This is a genomic window from Streptomyces sp. NPDC028314 (assembly GCF_055565795.1).
Genome location: NZ_JBVHTP010000007.1, coordinates 229,622 through 250,186, shown reverse-complemented (window position 1 = coordinate 250,186; position 20,565 = coordinate 229,622). Strand labels below are relative to the sequence as shown.

The window sequence follows — 20,565 nt, the reverse complement described above, 5'->3', positions numbered from 1 at the left end:
GGCGATCGAATCTGACAACATCGTCCGCTATCCGGTACCAGCGGTCCGGACGGGGGAGGGACAGGCACATGATCGGCTTTGTCGTGCGCCGGCTGCGCGGGCGACTGCCGCTCGCGGCTGCCGTACTGCTCACGGTGCTCATCACCACGACCGCGCTCACCGCGCTGCTCGCCTTCACCCGCGGGGTGGACCAGGCCGGACTGCGCCAGGCGATCGACGGTCCGGGCCGGGCCCGGACCTCCGTCGTGGTCACCGGTGAGCACGCGGCGGGCTCCCGCGCCAAGGACGACGAAGCCGTACGGGCCTTCGCCTCCGCCCTGTTCGGACGGATTCCGGTCGGCGTCGAGAGCGTGGCGCGCAGCCGCTCGTACGGACTTCCCGGCGCCCACGCCCCCGGCAAGGACGCCGATCTGACCCTGCTGGCCGCCCTCGACCGCGGTCGCGCTCGCCTCCAGTCGGGCCAGTGGCCGCAGCCGCTGGCGGACCCGGCCGCCCGGGTCCAGGTGGCCGTGCCGCAGGCGGCGCTGAACCGGCTCGGGCTGGCCGCCGACGCGCTGCCGGCCGAGGTCCGCCTCGACGACCGCTACGGCGGGCCCCCGCTCACGGTGCGGGTGACCGGCGTCTACCGCGCGGCCGAGCCGGACTCCTCGTACTGGCAGCTCGACCCCCTCGGCGGCCGCGAGCTCCAGGGCGGCGCCTTCACCACCTACGGCCCGCTGCTGACCGACGACTCCGCCTTCACCACCGGCGGGCTGCCGCAGAACAGCCGCGCGACGTTGCTGACCGCGGACTTCGCTGCCGCCGGCACCTCGGACATCGAAGCGGTACGCAGCGCCGCGTCCCGCCTCGACGAGGAGGCCTCGGCCGCCGCACCGCTGACCGCCGCCGGGCTCAAGGCCAGGACCGAACTGCCCGCCCTGCTCGGCGAACTGGAGTCGGCGCAGCGGGTCGCCCGCTCCACGCTGCTGGTCGGCGCGCTGCAGCTCGCCGTGCTGGCCACGGCGGCGCTCCTGCTGGTCGCCCATCTGATGACCGACCGCAAGGAGGCCGAGCGGGTCCTGCTCACCGCCCGTGGCGCCTCCCGCCGCCGGCTGGGCCTGCTCACCGGCGCCGAGTCGCTGCTGCTGGCCCTGCCCGCCGCCGTACTGGCCCCGCTGCTCACCCCGCCGCTGTTGACGCTGGCCGGCCGGTTCGGCCCGCTCTCCCGGCTGTCCCTCGACACCGGCGGGACCTGGCTGCTGTGGCCGGTCGCGGTGGGCTGCGCCCTGGCGTGCGTCCTGCTGACCACCCTGCCCGCGGTACTGCGCGGGGCGACCGCGGCCGCGCTGCGCCGCAGCGGCGGCCGGCAGGCCCTCGTGGCCGGCGCCGTCCGCTCCGGGGGCGACCTCGCCCTGGTGATACTCGCCGTCCTCGCCTACGCCCAACTCGCCCGGTACAGCGGGGACGAGGCCCTCGCGGCGGACGAAGGAACCCTGGGCATCGACCCCGTGCTGGTCGCGGCGCCGACGCTCGCGCTGTGCGCCGGCACCGTGCTCGTGCTGCGGCTGCTGCCGTTCGCCGCGCGCCTCGGCGGGCGGATCGCCGCCCGGGGCCGCGGACTCGGGCCCGCGCTCGTCGGCTGGCAGCTGGCCCGCCGCCCCAAGCGGGCCACCGGACCGGTCCTGCTGCTGGTCCTCGCGGTCTCCAGCGGGGTCCTGGCCCTCGGCCAGCACACCGCCTGGACCGGCTCGCAGCGCGACCAGGCCGCGTTCGCCACCGCCGGGGGCCTGCGGATCTCCGGCAGCGACCTGTCGGCCATGGGCCGGGCCGGCCGGTACTCCGCCCTGCCGGGCGGCGAGCGGGTGATCCCGGTGATCCGCGGCGAGCACTCCCTGCCGGGGGGCCGGGCCGGCACCCTGCTCGCACTGGACGCCCCGGCCGTCGCCGACCGCGTCCCGCTGCGGGAGGACCTGTCGGAGGGACGTTCCGTGCGCGATCTGTTCGCCCCCCTGTCGGCGCCCGGCTCCGGCTCCACCGGCGGCATCGCCCTGCCCGGGCAGCCGCAGCGGATCGACATCGACGTCTCCCTCAAGCCGTCCGACGACGCCGGCGGCGCCGGACTCGGTGTCCTGCTGCGCGACCGGTTCGGCCTGACCTACCGGGCGCCGTTGCTCCCGCTCCCGGCGGACGGCGAGGCCACGCTGACGGTGGACGTCGGCAAGCTGGTCGACGCCCCGCTCGGGAAGGCCGCCTGGCCGCTGAGCATCGCGGGCTTCACCGTCATCTTCTCCCCGGCCGCGCCCGTGTACAGCTCCACGGCCCCCGTGAACCAGGTCGGCGGCGAGCTGACGGTGCGCCGGGTGTCCGTGTCCGACGCCCCGGAAGGCCGGGCCGTCCCCGTCGAGGCCCAGGCGCCCGCCTGGAACCTGACCGGCCCGGCGCCCGCCGGCGCCACCGGCCGGGCGGGCGAACTCGGGCAGGCTGCCGGGGCGTTGCTGAGCCTGCGGTACCGGGACCTGCGCGACACCCCCGGCCTGGTCCAGGTCGCGGTGACCACGGGCGGCCCAGCCCCCGCCCAGGTCCCGGGTATCGCCACCCACGCGTACCTGCGCGCCATCGGGGCCTCCGTCGGTGACCTGGTCCCGGTCCCCCTGGGCAACGACACCGTGCCGGTCCGGATCACCAGCTCCGTCTCCTCCCTCCCCGTGGCCGGTGACACCGCCGTGGCCGTCGACCTGAGCACCCTCGGGCGGCTGTTCGCCCCCGACGGCGGCAAGGCACTGCCCCCCGCCTCCGAATGGTGGCTCCCGGCCGCCTCCGCCGACGACCGGGCACCGGCCGAGGCAGCCGCCGAACTGCGTGCGGGCGCCGGGGTACAGCAGGTGGAGCTGCGCGAGGAGGTCGTCGCCGGACTCCTGGACGACCCGCTGAGCGCCGGACCGCAGGCCGCGCTGGCGGCTCTCGCCCTGGCCTGCGCCGTGCTCGCGGCCATCGGCTTCGCCGCCTCGGCGGCCGCGAACGCGCAGGAGAGGTCCGGGGAGTTCGCCGTACTGCTGGCCCTCGGCGCCCCCCGCCGGGACCTGGTGCGTGCCGTCGGCGTCGAGAGCGGCGTGCTGGTCGGTCTCGGGGCGGGCGTCGGGCTCGCGCTGGGTTCGGCCATCGTGCACCTGGTCGTGCCGCTGGTGGTGCTCACCCCGGGAGCCCGCCGCCCGGTTCCGGAGGTCCTGGTGGAGCTGCCGGGGACCCGGACGCTGCTGCTGGTCGCCGCCATCGCCGTGGTGCCCCTGCTGTCGGCCGTGCTCGGCAGCCGGCGCAACCGCAACGCCCTGAGCGCAGCCGCCCGGCTGCGGCACGTGGAGGACATGTGAGCAGCCCGGCCCCCGCGCCGCCGCCCCGGCCGAGCCGCCCCGCGCCGTGGGTGCGCACCCGACTGCGTTCCGCGCCGCTGACCGCCCTGCTGGGCGCGGCGCTGGCGTTCGTCGCCGTACTGCTCGCCGCGGGTCTGCCGCGCGCTCTGGACCGGGGCGCCGACCAGGCGTTGCGCTCGTTCCTGCACGGCCAGGGCGCGAGCGCGACGAGCCTGTACGCCACCGCCGAAGCCGGGTCCGGGGGCCAGGCCTCACAGGGCCTGGAGTCCGTGCTGTCCGTGCTGCGCTCGCGCACCGGCGGGGAGTTCTCCCTGAGCCCCGCCGGCCCGGTGACCGGTACCCGCGCGATGAAGCCCCGCAAACTCGGCAATCCGGAGCTGGCGCGCCCCGACGGCCTGGACCCGCAGCTGAACCTGCTCTACCTGCACGAGCTGTCCGCCCACACCCGGCTCGTCGAAGGGAGCTGGCCCGGCGGCGGTTCCCCGGACGGGCGGATACCGGTGGCCCTGTCCAAGGCCGCCGCCGACTCGCTCAAGGTCGGACTCGGCACGGTCCTGCGGACCGGGCCCGCCGTCTCCGGCCCGATCAGCGTGGAGGTCGTCGGCATCTACGGCGTCGACGACCCGGACGAGGAGTTCTGGGCCGACCTGGACTGCGCCACCCGTGGCTGTCTGCTGGGCGCCAGCCACAAGTACTGGCAGGCCTCCGCCGTCGTGGGACCGGCGGGCGTCGACCGGCTGGCCGCCTGGGGCGAGCGCGCCCAGGACTTCTGGCGGCTGCCGGTGGACACCGGTGCGCTGCGCGCCGACCGGCTGCCGGCCGCCGAGAAGGAGATCTCATCGTACGTCGCGGGCCCGACCGCGACGGCCCTGACGGCCGAGAGCGGCCGCGGCGACCTGCGGATCACCTCGCGGCTGCCGGAACTGTTCACCACGGCCCGGGCCCGTCAGCAGGCCGCCGCGCCGCTCGCCGCGATCGGCCCCGCCGGGGTCGCCGGGGTGGCCCTCCTGGTGTTCTGCCTGGCCGCCGGTCTGACCGGGGACCGCAGGGAGGCGGAGCTGCGGCTGCTGCTGGCCCGGGGCGGCTCGCGCGGCTCCATCGTGGGCAGGCTGCTCGGCGAGGGGGCGGTCACCGTACTGCCGGCCGCCGCGCTCGCCGCCCTGACCGCCGTGGTGCTGCTTGCGACACCCCGCCTGGTACCGGCGCTCGTCGCGGCCGCGGCCACCACGGTCGTGGTCCTGCTGGCCTTTCCCGTACGGGCCTTCGTGCTGCTGTCGCCCCCGCGCGCGCCCGCTCCGCGTCGCCGGCTGGTGGCCGAGCTGCTCGTCGTCGCGGCCACCGGCGCGGCCGTGTACGAGGTGCGCAGCCGCGGGGTCGCCGGGCCCGGTCAGGGCCTGGACCCGCTGCTGGTGGCCGCCCCGCTGCTGCTGGCGCTCTCCGGCGGTGTGCTGCTGGCCCGGATCCAGCCCGCGGTGATCCGGGCGCTGGCCCGCGTGGCGGGCCGCCGGCGCGGGCTGGTCGGGTTCCTCGGGCTGGCGCGGGCGGCCCGGGGCTCCGGGCGCCGGGCGCGGCCCTCGGTGCTGCCGCTGATCGCACTGCTGCTCGCCGTCACCACGGGCGGTTTCGGGGCCACCGTCCTGACGGCGGTGGACTCCGCCCGGCTGCGGGTGGCGCGGATCGACGTGGGCGGCGACGCCCAGATCTCCTCCCCGGCGGGCACGCCCGTCCCCGAGGAGCTGATCAGGGCGGCGAGCGCGCTGCCCGGCGTCCGGACCTCCCTGGCCCTGTGGGTGGACACCGACGCCTTCGTCTTCGACACCGACCAGGGCGCCGTCAAGGCCACGGTGATCGTCGCCGATCCGGCGGCCTACGCGGAAATCTCCCGGACCGTCGGACGCGGTGAGTTCGACCCGGCGGTGCTCGGCGGCGGTTCGCCCGATGCGATCCCCGCGCTGTTCAGCCGGGACCTGGTCGGGCAGACGGACGGCGGCACGCGCCGGGTGCGCTTCGCCGACGGCGGGGAACTACAGGCCAAGGCCGTGGGCCCGGTGGACGGGACCCCGGTCCTGCGAGGCTCCGGGAAGGCCGTCCTCGTGCTGCCGGCCGGGACGGCCGCCTCCAGGATCCCCAAGGGCGCCCCGCCCACGCACTGGCTCGCGGTCGGCGAGGTGGACGACGGACAACTGCGGGCGCTGGTACGCGCCCATGTCCCGGGGCCCACCGCCGACAGCTACCTCGTGCAGACCAGCGCGGCGGCTTCCGCCGCGCTCGCCGACGATCCCCTCCAGCACTCGGCGGCCCGGCTGTTCTGGGCCTCGGTGGCCGGAGCGGTGGGCTTCGCCGTGCTGGCCGTACTGCTCACCCTGGCCCGGGCCACTCCCGAACGGGCCGCGCTGCTGGCCCGGTTGCGCACCATGGGCCTGCGTCCCCGGCAGGGGGTGGCGCTGATCCTGGCCGAATCGCTGCCGCAGGCCCTGACGGCCACGCTCGGCGGCGCTGTGGTCGCCGCCTCGGCGGTGGCGCTGCTGGGCCCGGCGGTGGACCTGACCACCCTGGTCGGCTCCCAGGTGCCGGTCGGCCTGCGCGTCATCGCGGGGCCGGTGCTCACCATGGCGCTGGGCCTGGCCGCGCTGACGGCGCTGGCCGTGTTCGCCGAGGCGGCGGTATCCGGACGGCGGCAGATCACCACCGAGTTGAGAGCGGGAGACCAACGTTGAACAGCCAAGCGCCCACCCTCGAGGAGCTGCGCCGCAAGGCACTGGCCGCCGCCGAGCCCCGCGGCCAGGACCCGGGTCACGCCATCGTCTGCGACCGCCTGGTACGGATCTTCAGCTCCGACGGGGTCGAGGTGCAGGCTCTCCAGGGGCTGGAGCTGACCGTGGCCCAGGGTGACCTGATCGCGCTGGTCGGCGCCTCGGGCAGTGGCAAGTCCACGCTGCTGAACATCCTGGCGGGACTGGACGTGCCCACCGCGGGCAAGGCCACCGTCGCGGGCTACGACCTGTTGGAGATGCCGCCGCGGGACCGGCTGCGCTACCGGCGCGAGGCCGTGGGCTTCGTCTGGCAGCAGACGGCCCGCAATCTGCTGCCCTTCCTGACGGCGGCGCAGAACGTCGCCCTGCCCATGCAGTTGAAGGGCGGATCCGGGCGCGGCGCCGCCAAGCGGCGGGCCGCCCGGGTGGCGGAGCTGCTGGAGGCCCTGGAGATCGGGGACCTGGCCGGCCGGCGCCCCGGCCAGCTCTCCGGCGGCCAGCAGCAGCGGGTGGCGATCGCCGTGGCCATGGCCAACGACCCGTCGGTGCTGCTCGCGGACGAGCCGACGGGCGAGCTCGACTCCGAGACCGGCGCCGCCATCTTCGAGGCGTTCCGCACCGTGAACCGGGAACTCGGGGCGACCGTGGTGATCGTGACCCACGACCCGCTGGTGGCGGGCGAGGTCCGCCGTACGGTGGCCATCCGCGACGGCCGGACCAGCAGCGAGGTGCTGCGCCGCACGGTGACCGACGAGCACGGCGCGGAGTCGGTGAGCGAGCGCGAGTACGTGATGCTGGACCGCACCGGCCGGGTGCAGCTCCCGTACAAGTTCCTCCAGGCGCTCGGCATGGAGCACCGCGTCGCGGTGGACCTCGCCTCCGACCACATCGAGGTCCGGCGCGACGACGCCGACGACCCCGACGACGCCGACGGCCGCGAGGAGATCCCGGCCTAGCCGGCCAGCGGCTCGCCCGGGGCGCGCAGGGGCGTGCGTCACTTCCGTGGGCCGGGTGTCGTTAGGGCCTCGGGGTTGACTCGGGGGGCGAAGGGATGACGTAGATGCGGCAGTTTCCTCTGGACATGCACACTTTGGCGCCCGGACGGGTGGTCGAATGGCGCTTGCGGTCCACGGCGGCGGCGCAGTCCGCCGGCCGGGGCGATCTGGCGGGCAGGAGGGCGTCCTTCAATCAGGACAAGCACTTCACCGTCGCGGAGGAGAGCCGTGCGGCCGACGACCCGGTCGCGTCCTGGATCGCGGTGACCTTCGAGGTCGAGGGGCCGCTCGACGAAGCGGCCCTCACCCAGGCCCTGCTGGCCTTCGTCCGGCGTCACGAGGTGCTGCGGTGCGAGTTCCGCCGGCTGGCGGGGGAACTGGCCTGCGAGCCGCTGGCCGCCGCCGAACTCGCGCTCGACACCGCGCACGTGGGCACCTTCGAGACGTCCGAGCTGTTGCGCGGCTTCCTCGTCGAGCGGTTCAAGCGGAGCATCGACACCCTGTCCTGGCCGCTCTTCACCATGGGCGCGGTGCTGCGCGAGGACTCCGCCACGGTGTTCCTCGCCTTCGACCACATCGTGTGCGACGGCATGTCGATGCCGATCGTGGTCCACGAGGTGGAGACGGCGTACGAGGCCCTGTGCCGGGGCGAGGACTGCGGGCTGCCCGCCACCGAGCCCAGCTACCTCGACTTCGCCGAGGAGCAGCGCCGCCGCTACCTCTCCATCGGCGCGGACGACGAACGCCTGGGCTACTGGAAGTCGTTCATCGAGCGGAACGGGGAGTTCTTCCCTAGGTTCCCGCTCGATCTCGGTGTGCGGCCGGACCGGATGTACCCCATCGTCAACGAGGCTTCGCTGCTGCTGGACGCCGCCGAGGCGGAGGTGTTCGAGAAGTCCTGTCTGGCGGTCGACGGCAAGCCCTTCATGGGGCTGCTGGCATCGGTCGCGGTCTGCCTGCGGGAGGCCGGCGGGCCGGGTGTCTACCGCGGGTTCATGCCGGTCAGCGAGCGCGGCCGGGGCGGCTGGGACAACTCGGTGGGGTGGTTCGTGAACACCATGCCCATCGAGTTCGACGCCTCGCCGGGCCGGGACTTCGCCCAGGTCATGACCCAGGTCCGGGCCGGATTCGGCGAGATGATCCGGCACGTCGACGTACCGTTCGTCAGGGCCTGGGAGCTGCTGGCGCCCGAGGAGTTCGCCGCGCGCTCGTGGCCGTACCCGGTGAACTTCTTCTCGTACATCGACATGCGCAAGTGCCGGGGCGCCGAGCGGCACGAGGAGTGGCGGCCCACCTCCCATGTCTGGTCGGCGCGGGCGAACGGGGCCTGTTCCTGGTTCCAGCGGGACGCGGACGGGCTGCACATGAACTCCATCTACGTGGACACGGAGGCCGCCCGCCGCACCATGGGCGACTTCCAGGGGGCGCTGCGCCAGACGGTCCGGGACATCGCTCTGACGGGCGGGTTCCGCCGCCCGATCGCCCTCACCCCGCCGCGCCTGCCGGTCCGGCCCCGCGTCCGGGCCTGACCGTCCGGCTGCGTCGCGAGCGCATCCGGCCGTCCCGCTTCCGGTGTCGGCGCGGTCCGCCGCTCACTGCCCGGCGGCCTCCGCCGCCCGGCGCAGCAGCAGGTCGCGCTCGCGCGCGTTGCGCGTCAGGGAGGCGGCCCGTTCGAACTCGGCACGGGCCTCCGCCCCGCGGCCGAGGCGCTCCAGCAGGTCTCCCCGTACGCTCGGCAGCAAGTGGTAGGCGCCGAGGGCGGGTTCCGCCGCCAGGGCGTCGACCAGCGGCAGGGCCGCCTCGGGGCCCTCGGCCATGGAGACGGCGACGGCCCGGTTCAGCTCCACCACCGGGGAGGGGGTCAGCCGCACGAGCCGCCCGTACAGCGCGGCGATCGTCGCCCAGTCGGTGTCCTCGTACCGGACGGCGGCCGCGTGGCACCCGGCGATCGCCGCCTGGACGGAGTACGGGCCGGTGCCCGCGTGCCGCAGGGCCTCGACGCCGCGCCGGATCAGCAGGCGGTTCCACCGGGACCGGTTCTGGTCGGCGAGCCGCACCGGCTCGCCGTTGGGGCCGGTGCGGGCGGCGGTCCGGGAGGCCTGGAACTCCAGGAGGGCCGCCAGCCCGTGCACTTCCGGCTCCTCGGGCATCAGGCCGGCCAGCACCCGGGCCAGCCGGAGGGCGTCCTCGCAGAGGGCGGGGCGGACGAGGTCGTCGCCCGCGGTGGCCGAGTAGCCCTCGTTGAACACGAGGTAGATCACCTCCAGGACGGAGGCGAGCCGCCGCTCGCGATCGGCTCCGTACGGGACCTCGAAGGGCACCCCGGCCTTGGCCAGGGCCCGCTTCGCCCGGACGATGCGCTGGGCGACGGTGGGTTCGGAGGTGAGGAAGGCGCGGGCGATCTCCTGGGTGGTCAGCCCGCCCATCAGGCGCAGGGTGAGCGCGACCCGGCCCTCCGTGGGGAGCACCGGATGGCAGGCGGTGAAGATCAGCCTCAGCAGGTCGTCGTCGATGTCGTCCGGGGCCGCGGGCTCGGCCGGGGGCGGCACGTCCTCCAGGGTCCGCCCGACTTCGGCGAGCTTGCGCGCGTACGTCTCCTTGCGGCGGACGAGGTCGATCGCGCGGTGTCTGGCGGTGGCGGTGAGCCAGGCGCCGGGCCGGTCGGGGACCCCCGACTCGGGCCACTGTTCCAGGGCGGCGACGAGGGCGTCCTGCGCGATCTCCTCGGCGATGCCGACGTCCCGCACGATGCGGGCGACACCGGCGATGATCCGCGCGGACTCGATCCTGAACACCGCTTCGACCGCCTGGGCCGTACTCGCTGCCGTCACGGCCACCCATCAGAGCAGCCGTGACGCGGCAGGGCAAACGCGGCGCGGACGCCGCGGACTCACATCTCCTCGACCTCGCGGACCTCGGCGCCGACGTTCCAGGAGGCCGGGTGGATCTCCAGGAACCGCTTGGTCCACTCGACGGCTTCGGCCTTGTCCTTGCACTGGATGAGGCAATAGCCGCCGACGACCTCCTTGGTCTCGGTGAAGGGGCCGTCGGTGAAGCTGATCTTCCCTCCGGACCAGTTGACGCGGGTGCCCTCGGAGGTCGGGAGCAGACCGGCCGTGTCCAGCATGACCCCGGCCTTGGTGATCTCCTCCATGAAGACGCCCATGCGCTTCTCGAACTCGGCCGGGAAGCCGTCGGCGGTGGGGAGGTTCTGCTCGTCGATGCGGATCATCGTCAGGAAGCGCGGCATGGTGACTCCTCGGTCGGGAGGGCGGGGGCTTTCCCTGCCTCTCACCCCTGCGTCGAACGGGAGAGGCCCGGATCGACAGCTCCGGGGAGATTCTTCAGAGATTTTTTCGCACCGGCCACCCGAACCCGCCCGCTCACCCGCCGTCCGGGCGGTGGGCGGGGCCCGGCTCGCCTCAGGGGCTGTCGCCCGCCCAGTCCCAGCGCCCCGGGTCGGCCGGTCTGCGGCGGTAGTGGGCGCGGCCGCCGGCTCCGTAGCGGCCTATCTCCGTGGGGAGGCGGGCCTCTTCGGCGAGCTGGGCACTGCTCCACCCCGTGACGTCGAGGAGGAGCCCGTCGAGCGGGCCGCCCACGAGCTCGCCGTAGGCATGACCGGGGCGCGGGCCCGGGTCGGGGTCCTCGTGGTCGGCGCCGTAGACCCGGCGCCGCAGCATCCTGTCGTCCATGGGCCCAGGTTGTCAGGCACCACTGACAACGGCCCCGGTCAGCCCCCAGGAGGGCCTGTCCCACGTACTCCCCCGGGGGCCCCGCGGGGGGCCACGAACAGCGCCGGTTCCTCGTGCACGAGGTACCGGGCGAGGGCGTCGCCCCGGGCGAGCCTGCCGCCGGTCAGCGGTGTCCCGTCGGCCACGCGCCGCCCGACGGCCTGTTCGCGGTGGTGTACCGGCAGGCCCTCCCAGTGGTCGAGGAGCATCCGGATCCGGCGCAGGACGACGTACGAGCCGCTCTGGAGCCGGCCGGGCGTGCCCGCAGCCCCCTCGGGCGGGCCCGGACCTTGGCGGAAGCACCGAGTCACGTAGGGTTCCTGGCGGTCGATCACGCGATCCGCGCATTCCGGAGCAGGAGCACCGCCCATGGCACGTCGGGTACACCAGCCACTTGAGAACCAGGAGTTCGACTTCATCCTGGGGATGGCCCCCGGGCCGGTTCTCGCCTATTTCATCGGCACGTGGCCCAAGGCCGCAGAGGCCTGCCGGGCGATGGACTCGCTCGTCGGTGAGCTGGCGCAGGAGTACGGGACGCGGCTGACCGCCGTCCGGACGGACATGACCCGCTGTCCCGATCCGACCAGGCGTTACGAGGTCGCCGGCGCCCCCACCGTGGTGATCGTCAAGGAGGGCCGGGCCGTGGCGAGCCACGAGGGAGCGATGACCCGCGAGGAGTTCAAGGCCTTCCTCGACACCCACCTCTGAGCCGCCCGAGGGTGCGCCCTGCGCCGTTGGGGCGACCTCGGGCGTTCTGGCCGAAAGTGGCATAGGTCAGATAGGTGCCTCAGGCATGTAATGGAGTCCGGCAAGACGGAACCGTCGCTCGCGAGGTGCTGCATGTCAGAAACCGTTGCCTTTCCCCAGGACCGAACCTGTCCCTACCACCCGCCGGCCGCCTACGAGCCGCTGCGGGAGAGCAGGCCGCTCAGCCGGATCACCCTCTTCGACGGCCGCTCCGTATGGGTGGTCACCGGCCACGCCGAGGCGCGCGCCCTGCTCGCGGACCCCCGGCTCTCCTCCGACCGCCAGAACGCCGCATTTCCCACCCCCACCAAGCGGTTCAAGGGCCTGAAGGTCCGCCGTACCGCGCTCCTCGGGGTCGACGATCCCGAGCACAACACCCAGCGCCGGATGCTGATCCCGGGCTTCACGCTCAAGCGGACCGCCGCCCTGCGGCCGCGGATCCAGCAGACCGTGGACCGGCTGATCGACGAGATGACGGCCGCGGGCTCGCAGGCGGAACTGGTCAGCGCCTTCGCCCTGCCGGTGCCGTCCATGGTGATCTGCGCCCTGCTGGGAGTGCCGTACGAGGACCACGAGTTCTTCGAGGGGCAGTCGCGGCGGCTGCTGCGCGGGCCGGAACTGGCCGACGTGGAGGAGGCCCGCCGGCAGCTCGACACGTATCTGACGGACCTGATCGAGCGCAAGCGCAGGGAGCCCGGCGAGGGGCTGCTGGACGAGCTGATCGCGCAGCGCCTGGAGACCGGCGAGACCGATGTCGAGGAGCTGGTGGCGCTGGCGGTGATCCTGCTGGTGGCGGGACACGAGACCACCGCGAACATGATCTCGCTCGGTACGTTCACCCTCCTGCGGCACCCGGACCAGCTCGCCGAGCTGCACGCGGATCCGTCGCTGATGTCGGAGGCGGTGGAGGAGCTGATGCGGTTCCTGTCGATCGCCGACGGCATGCTGCGGGTGGCCACCGAGGACATCGAGGTCGGCGGGGTCACCATCCGCCCCGACGACGGGGTGGTCTTCTCCACCTCCGTCATCAATCGCGACGAGGCCGTCTTCGAGGAGCCCGACACCCTGAACTGGCACCGGCCCGCCCGCCACCACCTGGCCTTCGGCTTCGGCATCCACCAGTGCCTCGGACAGAACCTGGCCCGCGCCGAGATGGAGATCGCCCTGGGCACGCTGTTCAGGCGGCTGCCCGGACTGCGGCTGGCGGCGGAGCCGGACCTGATCCCGTTCAAGCCCGGGGACACCATCCAGGGCATGGTCGAACTCCCCGTGGCCTGGTGAGCGGCATGCGGATCTCCATCGACCAGGACGTGTGCATCGGCGCGGGGCAGTGCGCCCTGACCGCGCCCACGGTCTTCACCCAGGACGACGACGGTTTCAGCGAGCTGCTGCCCGGGCGGGAGGACGGCGACGGCAGCCCGCTGGTCCGGGTGGCCGCCCGGGCCTGCCCGGTCGCGGCCATCTCCGTGGACGAGGCCTGAACCCACGGGCTGAACCCCACGGGCCGCGAACGGCCCGCCCGGCCGTCGGGGCGCTACTTCCGCAGCGCCTCGACGGCCTCGCCCTCCAGCTCCACGCACCGGTCCACGTGCTCCGCGCACGCGTCGAACAGCGCGCGCCGCCCCTCGGCGTCGGCGTCCGCCTCGGCGTCGCGGGCCAGGGCGGCCAGCGCGGACCAGTGCCGGGCGGACTCCCGGAACAGCCCCGCCGCCTCCGGCCGTCCGACGAGGTCGAGGAAGTCCGCGTACAGCGGCCGGGTGGCGCCCGGGGCGGTCCACTCCTCCTCCAGGCCGGAGTACAGCCGCCCGGTTGCCGCGCGGAAGGCCTGCGGCGATCCGCCGAACCGGCGCTCCCAGCCGGTCGCGGTGGTGCGGTCGCGCAGCTGCGCGGCCAGCTTCTCCATGCCGGTGAGGCCGAAGTTGACGTCGAAGTGGTTCCCGAGCACCGGCCCGGTGAGGCGGGTGACCGTGGCGGCGATCGCCCCGTCGACGTCCGGCTCCCCTGCGGGCGGCTCCGTCGGCACGATCAGTTGGTGGCGGCCCTTGCGGTGCGCGGTCCAGGCGGCGCCGAACTCCTCGCGGTCGATCCGGTACGGGGTCTCGGCCCCGTCCTCGATCAGCAGGTCGTCCCCGTCGTACCCGGCGATGACCACGGTGTACGGATCGGCGCCGGTCATCTCGGCGTCGGGGTCCGGCTCGTGCCAGGGCAGCGAGGAGCGGTCGACGACGCAGAAGGCGGGCTGGCCGCCGTCGAGCGCGGCGCGGACCCGGCCCCAGCGGGGCTTGGTGGCGCGGGTGGCGTCGTACGGGACCTGGAGCCGGCCGAGTGCGACCTGTACCCAGGGCTCCGGGTGGGCCTGGGCGACGACGGTCGCGATGGGAGTCCGGCCCTCGTACTCGAACACGAAGTACATGAAGCCGATGCCGCCGGCCAGGCCCGCGACCAGCTCCTCGGCGTGGACGCTGCCCAGGGCGTGGCGGATCAGGGAGGCCTCGCGGTGGCGTCCGGTCCCGAAGTCTTCGTACACGAGCACAGTCATGCGGTCAGCCTATCCGCGCGATCACCGGAGTCGGCCACCCGAGTTCCTGTACAGTTGTCCAGGAACTCGCCCATGGAACTCGCCCATGGAAATTCAGGCGTGGAAACTCAGGCGTGGAAGTCAACCAAGGGAGGCAGCCGTGCACACGGTCGCTCAGGTCCTCATCGGCGCCGTCGCCGTTCTGCACGCGTACTTCCTGGTCCTGGAGATGTTCCTGTGGCAGCGGCCGCCCGGCCGGTCGCTGTCGGGGTTCGATGCGGACACCGCCCGCATCACCGCCCCGCTCGCCGCCAACCAGGGGCTCTACAACGGCTTCCTGGCCGCCGGCCTCGTCTGGTCGCTGGTCATCGACTCGCTCGCCACGCAGAGCTTCTTCCTCGTCTGCGTGATCGTCGCGGGGCTGTACGGAGCCGCCACGGCCAACCGCCGGATCCTGCTCGCCCAGGCCCTGCCCGGCGCACTCGCCCTCGGCGCGGCGCTGCTGGCCGCATGAGCGCGCAGGACCCGCGGACGGCGCGCACCAAGGCCCGGCTGCGCGAGAGCCTGCTCGCCGAGTGCGCCCACCGCCCGCTGGGCGAGGTCAGCGTCTCGGCGGTGGTCCGCCGGGCAGGGGTGGGGCGCGCGACGTTCTACCTGCATTACGAGGACCTCACCGCGCTGGCCGTGGACGCCTGCGCCGATGTCGTGCACGCGGCGGTCGACGCCCTGCACGCCTGGCAGAGCGGCCCGGCGGCCCTCCCCCCGGCCCGGCCCCCCGCCGCACTGGCCGGATTCCTCGCGGACGCGGCCGACCAGGGCCCCCTCTACCGCACACTGCTCCTCCCGGGCGGCGGCGGCCCCCTGGGCGAGCGGCTCCACCGGGAGCTGTCGGCACGGGCCCGGGCCGAGCGCGCGGCGGTCGGCGCCCCGAACCCGGACCTCGTCGCCTCGGCGGTGGCGGCCACCTTCACCGGCGTCCTCGCGGACTGGCTGCACGGCCGCGTCCCGGCCGCCGACCCGGCCGAGCTCGCGGACCGGCTCTGGCCGCTGCTACTGGCCCTGCACCGGGCCGGCTAGCCCTGACTCCCGCATCACCCGGTCGACGGTGGCGTCCAGCGACTCCCCGGCGGGGACCACGGTCTCCAGCCCGCCGGGCAGCAGGTCCAGGGGCCGGTACCACTCCCGCAGGTCGGCTTCCCCGACCTCGTCCGCGCAGGCCTTGCCGGCATGCCGCCGCAGGGTCTCCTCGAAGGGCACGTCCAGGTAGTACAGCCGCGTCGGCCCCCGGTGCGCGCGGCAGAGCGCGTCGAGCATCGGCCCGTACCGGTCGGCGTAGAGGATGCCCTCGACGATCACGTGGAAGCCGTGGTCCAGGGCGTAGCGCGCGACGCTGCCGATCAGTCCGATGTTCGCGGCTCCCGGGGTGTCGCGCTCGCGCAGCACGACGCGGCGCAGGTTGTCCTGCGCCACGAGGGCGAGGCCCCGGCCGTGGCGGGCGCGGACCTCTTCCGCGACCGAGGACTTGCCGGAGGCGGAGCTGCCGCGCAGCACGATCAACCGGGTGTCCGGGGTGCCCGTCATCATCCGGGTCACGCTACCGGCGGGAGCGGGTGCGCGTGGGCCCCGCCGGAGAATCCCGGCGGGGCCCGGCTCACGTGCTGACGCGTGAAGCGGCGCTAGAGAGTGACCACCTGCTCCGCCTGCGGACCCTTGGGGCCCTGGGTGACGCTGTACTCGACCTTCGCACCCTCGGCCAGCTCCTTGAAGCCGGTCGTCTGGATGGCGGAGAAGTGCACGAACACGTCAGGGCCGCCGTCGTCCTGCTGGATGAAGCCGAACCCCTTCTCCGAGTTGAACCACTTCACGATGCCAGTTGCCATCAGTACTGATCCTTCTCAACGTTCCACTCGGGCCGCACGTGCGGCCGTCTCGATAGTGCCCACCCGCCACCCGCGCCACACTCCAGGCGCGGCCAACCGTGGCAGTTCGAACTTCTGGCCGACTTGTCCGTGGAAGGGGTGAGCGGCGCCTTCGAGAGGGGACGCTCATGCGCTGCTGTCCGCGGCGGGCAACGACACGGCGGATCGGGTCGGAAGGGCTGCTGCGGCAGCTCGCCGAGGCCCGCCGGCCCGGCAGCCCAGGCAGTTCGCGTGCCCGGTCCGGGCGGCGGTGTCCCGGGTGCGCCAGTCCCATTCGGCCTCCGGGCGGGGTCCGCTGGGCTTGCCCCAGCCGACGAGGTGGAGCAGCCAGGTGACGAGACCGGCCGCCGCCACCAGGGCTAGCCCGAGCCAGATGCCCGGGGCCCAGGCGGCGCACAGGGCGAGTCCCGCGCCGGTGAAGCCCAGCAGGGCCAAGGTGGTGCCGGTCCAGCCGGCCACGGTGTGGCCCATGTCGACGTGGCCGTGGGCGCTCATGATTCTCCCCGGTGGAAGTGGCGGCAGTAGGCTCGCGAAACAGGATGACTTACCTCACAAAGTAAGTATCTCACGAGCTAAGTTACTTAGATGCTAAGGAGTATCTGCGTGCAGGGCAAGCCCCGCCCCGCGGCCACGGCCGGGGAGGCGCTTTCGCGCATGGACCGCTACGTGGCCCTCGGCCTGATCGGCCAGCAGGAGGTGGCGCAGCTCCTGGGGCTCAACGTCACCGACCTGACCTGCCTGGGCCACGTGCTGGGAGCCGCCGACACCCCGCTGTCCGCCGGTGACCTGGCCGAGCTGACGAACCTCACCACCGGCGCCGTCACCGGCGTGCTCAACCGTCTGGAGCGGGCCGGGTACGCCCACCGCCGGCCCGATCCCGGCGACCGGCGCCGGGTGCGGGTGGTGGCCGATCCGACGGCCGCCGCACGGATCTTCGCCGTGTACCAGCCCTTCTACGACCGGCTCGGCGCCGTGTTCGCCGAGTACACGCCCGACGAGATCGCCGTGATCGCCGACTGGTTCGGGCGGGCCACGGTCGAGATCCGGGCCCATCTGGCCCAGCTGCGGTCCGGGGAACTGGGGACCGTCGTCCCCTAGGGGGGACTGGTAAAATGGGCGGGAAACTTGAAGCGCGGGCCGTTTCGCCCGGTGCGGACGTGTACGACGAGCCGGGGCCCGTACCGAGGGGTACGGGCCCCGGCTCGTTGCCGTCCACTCTCCCGTCTCCCGCTCGCGCTTGCTCTCTTCACGGAAGGTTCTGCATGAAGAACCCGTCAGCTCACGGGCGTTTCGGCATCAAGGCCGGCGCCAAGGCAGGCAGCAAGCCGGGGGCCAAGGGCTCCGGCAAGGCCCCTCGGACCCTCGGTCCGCAGGGCGAGTTCGCGATGCCCAAGACCGTCAGCCCGGCCCTGCCGCCGGTGAAGTCGTTCGCGGAGCTCGACCTGCCCGTTGAGCTGGTGAAGACGTTGGCCGATCTGGACGTGCGCGAGCCGTTCCCGATCCAGGCGGCCACCCTCCCCAACTCCCTGGCGGGCCGGGACGTCCTCGGCCGCGGCCGGACCGGCTCCGGCAAGACCCTGGCCTTCGGCCTGGCGCTGCTGGCGCGTACGGCGGGACAGCGGGCGGACCCGAAGCGGCCGCTCGCGCTGGTCCTCGTACCCACGCGCGAGCTGGCCCAGCAGGTGACCGAGGCGCTGGCCCCGTACGCCGCGGCCCTCCGGCTGCGGATGGCCACCGTCGTCGGCGGGCTGTCGATCGGCCGGCAGACGGGCACCCTGCGCACCGGCGCCGAGGTGGTCGTGGCCACCCCCGGGCGCCTCAGCGACCTGGTCGGGCGCAAGGACGTGCACCTGGAGCGGGTGCGGATCACGGTCCTCGACGAGGCCGACCAGATGTGCGACCTGGGGTTCATGCCGCAGGTGACCGAGCTGCTCGACCAGGTGCACCACGCCGGTCAGCGGATGCTGTTCTCCGCCACCCTGGACCGCAACGTGGACCAGCTGGTGCGCCGCTACCTCAAGGACCCGGTCTCGCACTCGGTGGACCCGCAGTCGGCCTCGGTCGGCACGATGGACCACCACGTGCTGCACATCCACGCGGCGGACAAGGTATCGGCCGCGACCGAGATCGCCGCCCGCGAGGGCCGGGTGCTGATGTTCCTGGACACCAAGCACGGCGTCGACCAGTTCGTGAAGCACCTGCGGGCCATGGGCGTACGGGCCGAGGGGCTGCACAGCGGCAAGTCCCAGCCGCAGCGCACCCGCACGCTCGGGCAGTTCAAGGACGGGCTGATCGGCGTGCTGGTGGCGACCAACGTCGCCGCCCGCGGCATCCACATCGACGACCTCGACCTGGTGGTCAACGTGGACCCGCCGGCCGACAGCAAGGACTACCTCCACCGGGGCGGCCGCACGGCCCGCGCGGGCGAGTCCGGCAAGGTCGTCACCCTGGTCACCCCGAACCAGCGGCGGGACATCGTGCGCCTGATGGCGGACGCGAAGATCCGGCCGACCATCACCCAGGTCCGCTCCGGCGAGGCCGCGCTGAGCCGGATCACCGGCGCGAAGAAGCCGTCGGGCGTGCCGCTCGCCGGCGCGGCGCCGACCGACGCCAAGGGCAGGCCCAGCGGAACGGACCTCGGCTTCCGGGGCATCGGGACCCGCCCGGGCCGGCCGGGCAAGGGCAAGGAGTCCCGCAAGACCATCGAGGCCCGGCAGCAGGCCGAGGCCCGGCGCGCGGCCCGGGTCCGCAAGGGACTCTGACCGACGGTGACACGACGGCGCCGGACCCCGGATCGCGGGGGCCGGCGCCGTTTTCCGTATCCGTCGGCCCCCGCGCCTGCCGGGACGGTCAGCGGCGGCGGCGCCGCCGGGCCACGATCGCCCGGGTGACCAGCGGCGGGAGCAGGTCCTTGGCCAGCTTGCGCCAGCCTCCCCCGGGGAGGCGCCGGGGAGGCGCCGGGGCGGGCGCCGCCGCGGCGGGCTCGGCGGCCGGGCGCAGCGGCTCGGGCGGCGCGAGCGGGATCACGCCCTCGTCGCCGATGCGGACCAGCGGCCGGCCGGCCACGACGTCCACGCCGTGCCACAGATCGGTGCGGCCCTCCAGCCAGCCGAGCAGGGCCGCCTGGTGGGGCGCCGGGTCGCCCCAGGTCGCGTAGAGCTTCGAGGCCGATACCGCGATCACGTGCAAGTCGCCCGCGGCGACGGCGGCCCACACGGCTGCCGCGACACCGGGGCAGTGCTCGGACCGGTAGTCGTCGAAGACCACGACCGCCTCGGGCGCGGCGACGGTCCGCGAGGAGGCGATGTCCCCGACGACGTGCTCGAAGAGGTGCGAGGCGTCGACGTGGACGAAGCGGCAGCTCGCCGGGCGCACCCGGTCGGCGACGACGGAGGTCGGTGCCTGGATGACGGTCGGCAGCGACTCGTGGAAGGCCAGGTAGTTCGTCTCGAACCCGCGCCGGGTGAGGGTGGGGTAGGAGTCCCGCATCTCGGCGAGGTTGGAGTCGTCCGGCGCGGGCGAGTCGAAGAGGTCGCAGACCGTGAACTCCTCACCGTCCCGCAGGTATCCGGCCAGGAAGATCGCGCTCTTGCCCATGAAGGCGCCCAGTTCCAGGATGTCGCCCGAGGTGTCCGGTGAGCTGTTCTGGCGGGTCAGGAACCAGTCGAAGAGGACCTGGTCATACGTCGAGAACCAACCCTTGACCTCACCGAACGTACGGGGGACAGGCAGGGCAGGCTCGGCGTCGGGGGTGGTGACGGGAGCCTGTGAAACGTGCGACACGGAGAGTCATCCTCCAGCGGAATGGCATCGGTTCAACGCTGATACCCGGCCGGGTAGGGAGACCATAAGCCCCCGAACAGGCGTGTGACGAGGTTTCCGTGCAGAGCAGTTGGAATCCCCGCCCCCGTTTCTCCCGAGGCGTCCTTTTCACCGGTACGCCGCTGCGCGCGACCGCCCTGCGCCGTCTCCCGTCTCCTCCGCCGCCTCCGCGGCCTCCGCTGCCCCGCGGCCCCCACCGCGGGTCAGACCGCCGGATACCGGCGCAGTCGCTGCGCCGCGGCGTTGCGCACCCGGCGGGTGCGGGCGGCGGTGGCGAGCAGGCCCAGGGCCTCGTACGAGGTCAGCAGCCCGACCGCGGTCCGCTGGCACCAGTCGGAGGCCGCGGAGAGCTCGTCGGGGAGCCAGGGTTCGCCCACGGTGATCGACTTGAGCAGCTGCCACTCGTGGAGCCGCCGCACCGGGAAGGTCCGGCCGCTCAGTACGCCGGCCATGGCCGCGGCCCAGCCGGGGAACCGCTCGTCGGCCAGCAGTTGCGCCGCCCTGCGGTCCAGGTGGGTGACCACCGCGCTCTCCGCCATCACCGGATCGGAGTCGCGCAGCACGGCTGCCACCGCCCCGGCCTCGCCCGGCCCCCCGGCCGCGGCGGCCAGGGATTCGAGGTACCGGGCGTAGGCCCAGGACTCGGGCGCGGCCGGCTCCTCGGCCCGGCTCGCCGGGACACCCCCCGGCTCCCGGTGCGTCTGGTTCTTGCTTCTCCCCATGCCGCCCATTC

At 74.0% G+C, this 20,565-nt stretch carries 21 protein-coding genes; 11 read left to right on the top strand and 10 right to left on the bottom strand.

Annotated features, from left to right (window positions below):
- Window positions 1–68: 68 nt before the first annotated feature.
- The 4 genes from ACZ4TG_RS18495 to ACZ4TG_RS18480 all read left to right on the top strand — a co-directional run bounded on the left by ACZ4TG_RS18495 (window position 69) and on the right by ACZ4TG_RS18480 (window position 8,624).
- Window positions 69–3,347, top strand: coding sequence for an FtsX-like permease family protein (locus ACZ4TG_RS18495; RefSeq protein ID WP_468163908.1), 3,279 nt, complete (start codon window positions 69–71; stop codon window positions 3,345–3,347).
- Window positions 3,344–6,064: a hypothetical protein gene (locus tag ACZ4TG_RS18490; protein ID WP_468163905.1), complete on the top strand. Its 2,721-nt coding sequence runs from the start codon at window positions 3,344–3,346 to the stop codon at window positions 6,062–6,064. Before ACZ4TG_RS18495 ends, ACZ4TG_RS18490 begins: the two co-directional genes overlap by 4 nt.
- Window positions 6,061–7,056: an ABC transporter ATP-binding protein gene (locus ACZ4TG_RS18485; RefSeq protein ID WP_468163903.1), complete on the top strand. Its 996-nt coding sequence runs from the start codon at window positions 6,061–6,063 to the stop codon at window positions 7,054–7,056. The genes ACZ4TG_RS18490 and ACZ4TG_RS18485 overlap by 4 nt, the downstream gene beginning before the upstream one ends.
- Before the next feature lie 104 nt (window positions 7,057–7,160).
- Complete coding sequence (locus tag ACZ4TG_RS18480; RefSeq protein ID WP_468163901.1) at window positions 7,161–8,624, top strand: condensation domain-containing protein; 1,464 nt, start codon at window positions 7,161–7,163, stop codon at window positions 8,622–8,624.
- Between the two features lie 63 nt (window positions 8,625–8,687).
- Here ACZ4TG_RS18480 and ACZ4TG_RS18475 read toward each other — a convergent pair whose 3' ends face one another.
- The 4 genes from ACZ4TG_RS18475 to ACZ4TG_RS18460 all read right to left on the bottom strand — a co-directional run bounded on the left by ACZ4TG_RS18475 (window position 8,688) and on the right by ACZ4TG_RS18460 (window position 11,137).
- The gene (locus tag ACZ4TG_RS18475) at window positions 8,688–9,932 is read right to left on the bottom strand and encodes an RNA polymerase sigma factor (protein WP_468163899.1); all 1,245 of its coding nucleotides are present in this window, start codon (window positions 9,930–9,932) and stop codon (window positions 8,688–8,690) included.
- Window positions 9,933–9,985: 53 nt separating this feature from the next.
- The gene (locus ACZ4TG_RS18470; protein WP_468163897.1) at window positions 9,986–10,345 is read right to left on the bottom strand and encodes a YciI family protein; all 360 of its coding nucleotides are present in this window, start codon (window positions 10,343–10,345) and stop codon (window positions 9,986–9,988) included.
- Window positions 10,346–10,517: 172 nt separating this feature from the next.
- Window positions 10,518–10,787 carry a hypothetical protein gene (locus tag ACZ4TG_RS18465; RefSeq protein WP_468163895.1) on the bottom strand — a complete coding sequence of 90 codons (270 nt, stop codon included), beginning with the start codon at window positions 10,785–10,787 and terminating at the stop codon, window positions 10,518–10,520.
- A gap of 38 nt (window positions 10,788–10,825) precedes the next feature.
- Window positions 10,826–11,137 carry a hypothetical protein gene (locus ACZ4TG_RS18460; protein WP_468163893.1) on the bottom strand — a complete coding sequence of 104 codons (312 nt, stop codon included), beginning with the start codon at window positions 11,135–11,137 and terminating at the stop codon, window positions 10,826–10,828.
- A 58-nt stretch (window positions 11,138–11,195) separates the two neighbouring features.
- Between ACZ4TG_RS18460 and ACZ4TG_RS18455 the strand changes: the two genes are divergently transcribed.
- The 3 genes from ACZ4TG_RS18455 to ACZ4TG_RS18445 all read left to right on the top strand — a co-directional run bounded on the left by ACZ4TG_RS18455 (window position 11,196) and on the right by ACZ4TG_RS18445 (window position 13,054).
- The gene (locus tag ACZ4TG_RS18455) at window positions 11,196–11,534 is read left to right on the top strand and encodes a thioredoxin family protein (protein WP_468163891.1); all 339 of its coding nucleotides are present in this window, start codon (window positions 11,196–11,198) and stop codon (window positions 11,532–11,534) included.
- Window positions 11,535–11,666: 132 nt separating this feature from the next.
- A complete protein-coding gene (locus ACZ4TG_RS18450) occupies window positions 11,667–12,854 on the top strand; it encodes a cytochrome P450 (RefSeq protein ID WP_468163889.1) in 1,188 nt (395 codons plus the stop codon).
- A 5-nt stretch (window positions 12,855–12,859) separates the two neighbouring features.
- Window positions 12,860–13,054: a ferredoxin gene (locus ACZ4TG_RS18445; protein WP_468163887.1), complete on the top strand. Its 195-nt coding sequence runs from the start codon at window positions 12,860–12,862 to the stop codon at window positions 13,052–13,054.
- Window positions 13,055–13,107: 53 nt separating this feature from the next.
- Here ACZ4TG_RS18445 and ACZ4TG_RS18440 read toward each other — a convergent pair whose 3' ends face one another.
- Complete coding sequence (locus ACZ4TG_RS18440) at window positions 13,108–14,112, bottom strand: BtrH N-terminal domain-containing protein (protein ID WP_468163885.1); 1,005 nt, start codon at window positions 14,110–14,112, stop codon at window positions 13,108–13,110.
- A gap of 139 nt (window positions 14,113–14,251) precedes the next feature.
- Here ACZ4TG_RS18440 and ACZ4TG_RS18435 point away from each other — a divergent pair, with 139 nt between their 5' ends.
- Window positions 14,252–14,605 carry a DUF1304 domain-containing protein gene (locus ACZ4TG_RS18435; protein WP_468163883.1) on the top strand — a complete coding sequence of 118 codons (354 nt, stop codon included), beginning with the start codon at window positions 14,252–14,254 and terminating at the stop codon, window positions 14,603–14,605.
- Window positions 14,602–15,168, top strand: coding sequence for a TetR/AcrR family transcriptional regulator (locus ACZ4TG_RS18430; RefSeq protein WP_468163881.1), 567 nt, complete (start codon window positions 14,602–14,604; stop codon window positions 15,166–15,168). Before ACZ4TG_RS18435 ends, ACZ4TG_RS18430 begins: the two co-directional genes overlap by 4 nt.
- On the opposite strand, the gene ACZ4TG_RS18425 is transcribed toward ACZ4TG_RS18430, so the two are convergent.
- The 3 genes from ACZ4TG_RS18425 to ACZ4TG_RS18415 all read right to left on the bottom strand — a co-directional run bounded on the left by ACZ4TG_RS18425 (window position 15,142) and on the right by ACZ4TG_RS18415 (window position 16,505).
- Entirely contained in the window at window positions 15,142–15,672 is a 531-nt protein-coding gene (locus ACZ4TG_RS18425; protein WP_468164162.1) for an AAA family ATPase, read from the bottom strand. The two genes, ACZ4TG_RS18430 and ACZ4TG_RS18425, sit on opposite strands and share 27 nt — an antisense overlap.
- Window positions 15,673–15,767: 95 nt before the next feature.
- On the bottom strand, window positions 15,768–15,971 hold the full coding sequence (locus ACZ4TG_RS18420) for a cold-shock protein (protein ID WP_468163879.1): 204 nt from the start codon (window positions 15,969–15,971) through the stop codon (window positions 15,768–15,770).
- Window positions 15,972–16,136: 165 nt separating this feature from the next.
- Window positions 16,137–16,505 (bottom strand): HGxxPAAW family protein, encoded by a 369-nt coding sequence (locus tag ACZ4TG_RS18415; protein WP_468163877.1) that lies wholly within the window; start codon window positions 16,503–16,505, stop codon window positions 16,137–16,139.
- A 108-nt stretch (window positions 16,506–16,613) separates the two neighbouring features.
- Here ACZ4TG_RS18415 and ACZ4TG_RS18410 point away from each other — a divergent pair, with 108 nt between their 5' ends.
- Window positions 16,614–17,108 (top strand): MarR family transcriptional regulator, encoded by a 495-nt coding sequence (locus ACZ4TG_RS18410; RefSeq protein ID WP_468163875.1) that lies wholly within the window; start codon window positions 16,614–16,616, stop codon window positions 17,106–17,108.
- A 164-nt stretch (window positions 17,109–17,272) separates the two neighbouring features.
- A complete protein-coding gene (locus ACZ4TG_RS18405; protein WP_468163873.1) occupies window positions 17,273–18,772 on the top strand; it encodes a DEAD/DEAH box helicase in 1,500 nt (499 codons plus the stop codon).
- Between the two features lie 88 nt (window positions 18,773–18,860).
- Here the strand turns inward: ACZ4TG_RS18405 and ACZ4TG_RS18400 are convergent, their stop codons facing one another.
- Window positions 18,861–19,793, bottom strand: coding sequence for a class I SAM-dependent methyltransferase (locus ACZ4TG_RS18400; RefSeq protein ID WP_468163871.1), 933 nt, complete (start codon window positions 19,791–19,793; stop codon window positions 18,861–18,863).
- A 242-nt stretch (window positions 19,794–20,035) separates the two neighbouring features.
- Window positions 20,036–20,554 (bottom strand): hypothetical protein, encoded by a 519-nt coding sequence (locus ACZ4TG_RS18395; protein ID WP_468163869.1) that lies wholly within the window; start codon window positions 20,552–20,554, stop codon window positions 20,036–20,038.
- Between the last annotated feature and the right edge of the window lie 11 nt (window positions 20,555–20,565).

Excerpts from the sequence above, each read along its gene's own strand:
- ACZ4TG_RS18495 (WP_468163908.1), top strand. The coding sequence starts at position 69 with ATGATCGGCTTTGTCGTGCGCCGGCTGCGCGGGCGACTGCCGCTCGCG.
- ACZ4TG_RS18480 (WP_468163901.1), top strand. The coding sequence starts at position 7,161 with ATGCGGCAGTTTCCTCTGGACATGCACACTTTGGCGCCCGGACGGGTG.
- ACZ4TG_RS18470 (WP_468163897.1), bottom strand. The coding sequence starts at position 10,345 with ATGCCGCGCTTCCTGACGATGATCCGCATCGACGAGCAGAACCTCCCC.
- ACZ4TG_RS18465 (WP_468163895.1), bottom strand. The coding sequence starts at position 10,787 with ATGGACGACAGGATGCTGCGGCGCCGGGTCTACGGCGCCGACCACGAG.
- ACZ4TG_RS18455 (WP_468163891.1), top strand. The coding sequence starts at position 11,196 with ATGGCACGTCGGGTACACCAGCCACTTGAGAACCAGGAGTTCGACTTC.
- ACZ4TG_RS18450 (WP_468163889.1), top strand. The coding sequence starts at position 11,667 with ATGTCAGAAACCGTTGCCTTTCCCCAGGACCGAACCTGTCCCTACCAC.
- ACZ4TG_RS18445 (WP_468163887.1), top strand. The coding sequence starts at position 12,860 with ATGCGGATCTCCATCGACCAGGACGTGTGCATCGGCGCGGGGCAGTGC.
- ACZ4TG_RS18440 (WP_468163885.1), bottom strand. The coding sequence starts at position 14,112 with ATGACTGTGCTCGTGTACGAAGACTTCGGGACCGGACGCCACCGCGAG.
- ACZ4TG_RS18430 (WP_468163881.1), top strand. The coding sequence starts at position 14,602 with ATGAGCGCGCAGGACCCGCGGACGGCGCGCACCAAGGCCCGGCTGCGC.
- ACZ4TG_RS18425 (WP_468164162.1), bottom strand. The coding sequence starts at position 15,672 with ATGACGGGCACCCCGGACACCCGGTTGATCGTGCTGCGCGGCAGCTCC.
- ACZ4TG_RS18420 (WP_468163879.1), bottom strand. The coding sequence starts at position 15,971 with ATGGCAACTGGCATCGTGAAGTGGTTCAACTCGGAGAAGGGGTTCGGC.
- ACZ4TG_RS18415 (WP_468163877.1), bottom strand. The coding sequence starts at position 16,505 with ATGAGCGCCCACGGCCACGTCGACATGGGCCACACCGTGGCCGGCTGG.
- ACZ4TG_RS18405 (WP_468163873.1), top strand. The coding sequence starts at position 17,273 with ATGAAGAACCCGTCAGCTCACGGGCGTTTCGGCATCAAGGCCGGCGCC.
- ACZ4TG_RS18395 (WP_468163869.1), bottom strand. The coding sequence starts at position 20,554 with ATGGGGAGAAGCAAGAACCAGACGCACCGGGAGCCGGGGGGTGTCCCG.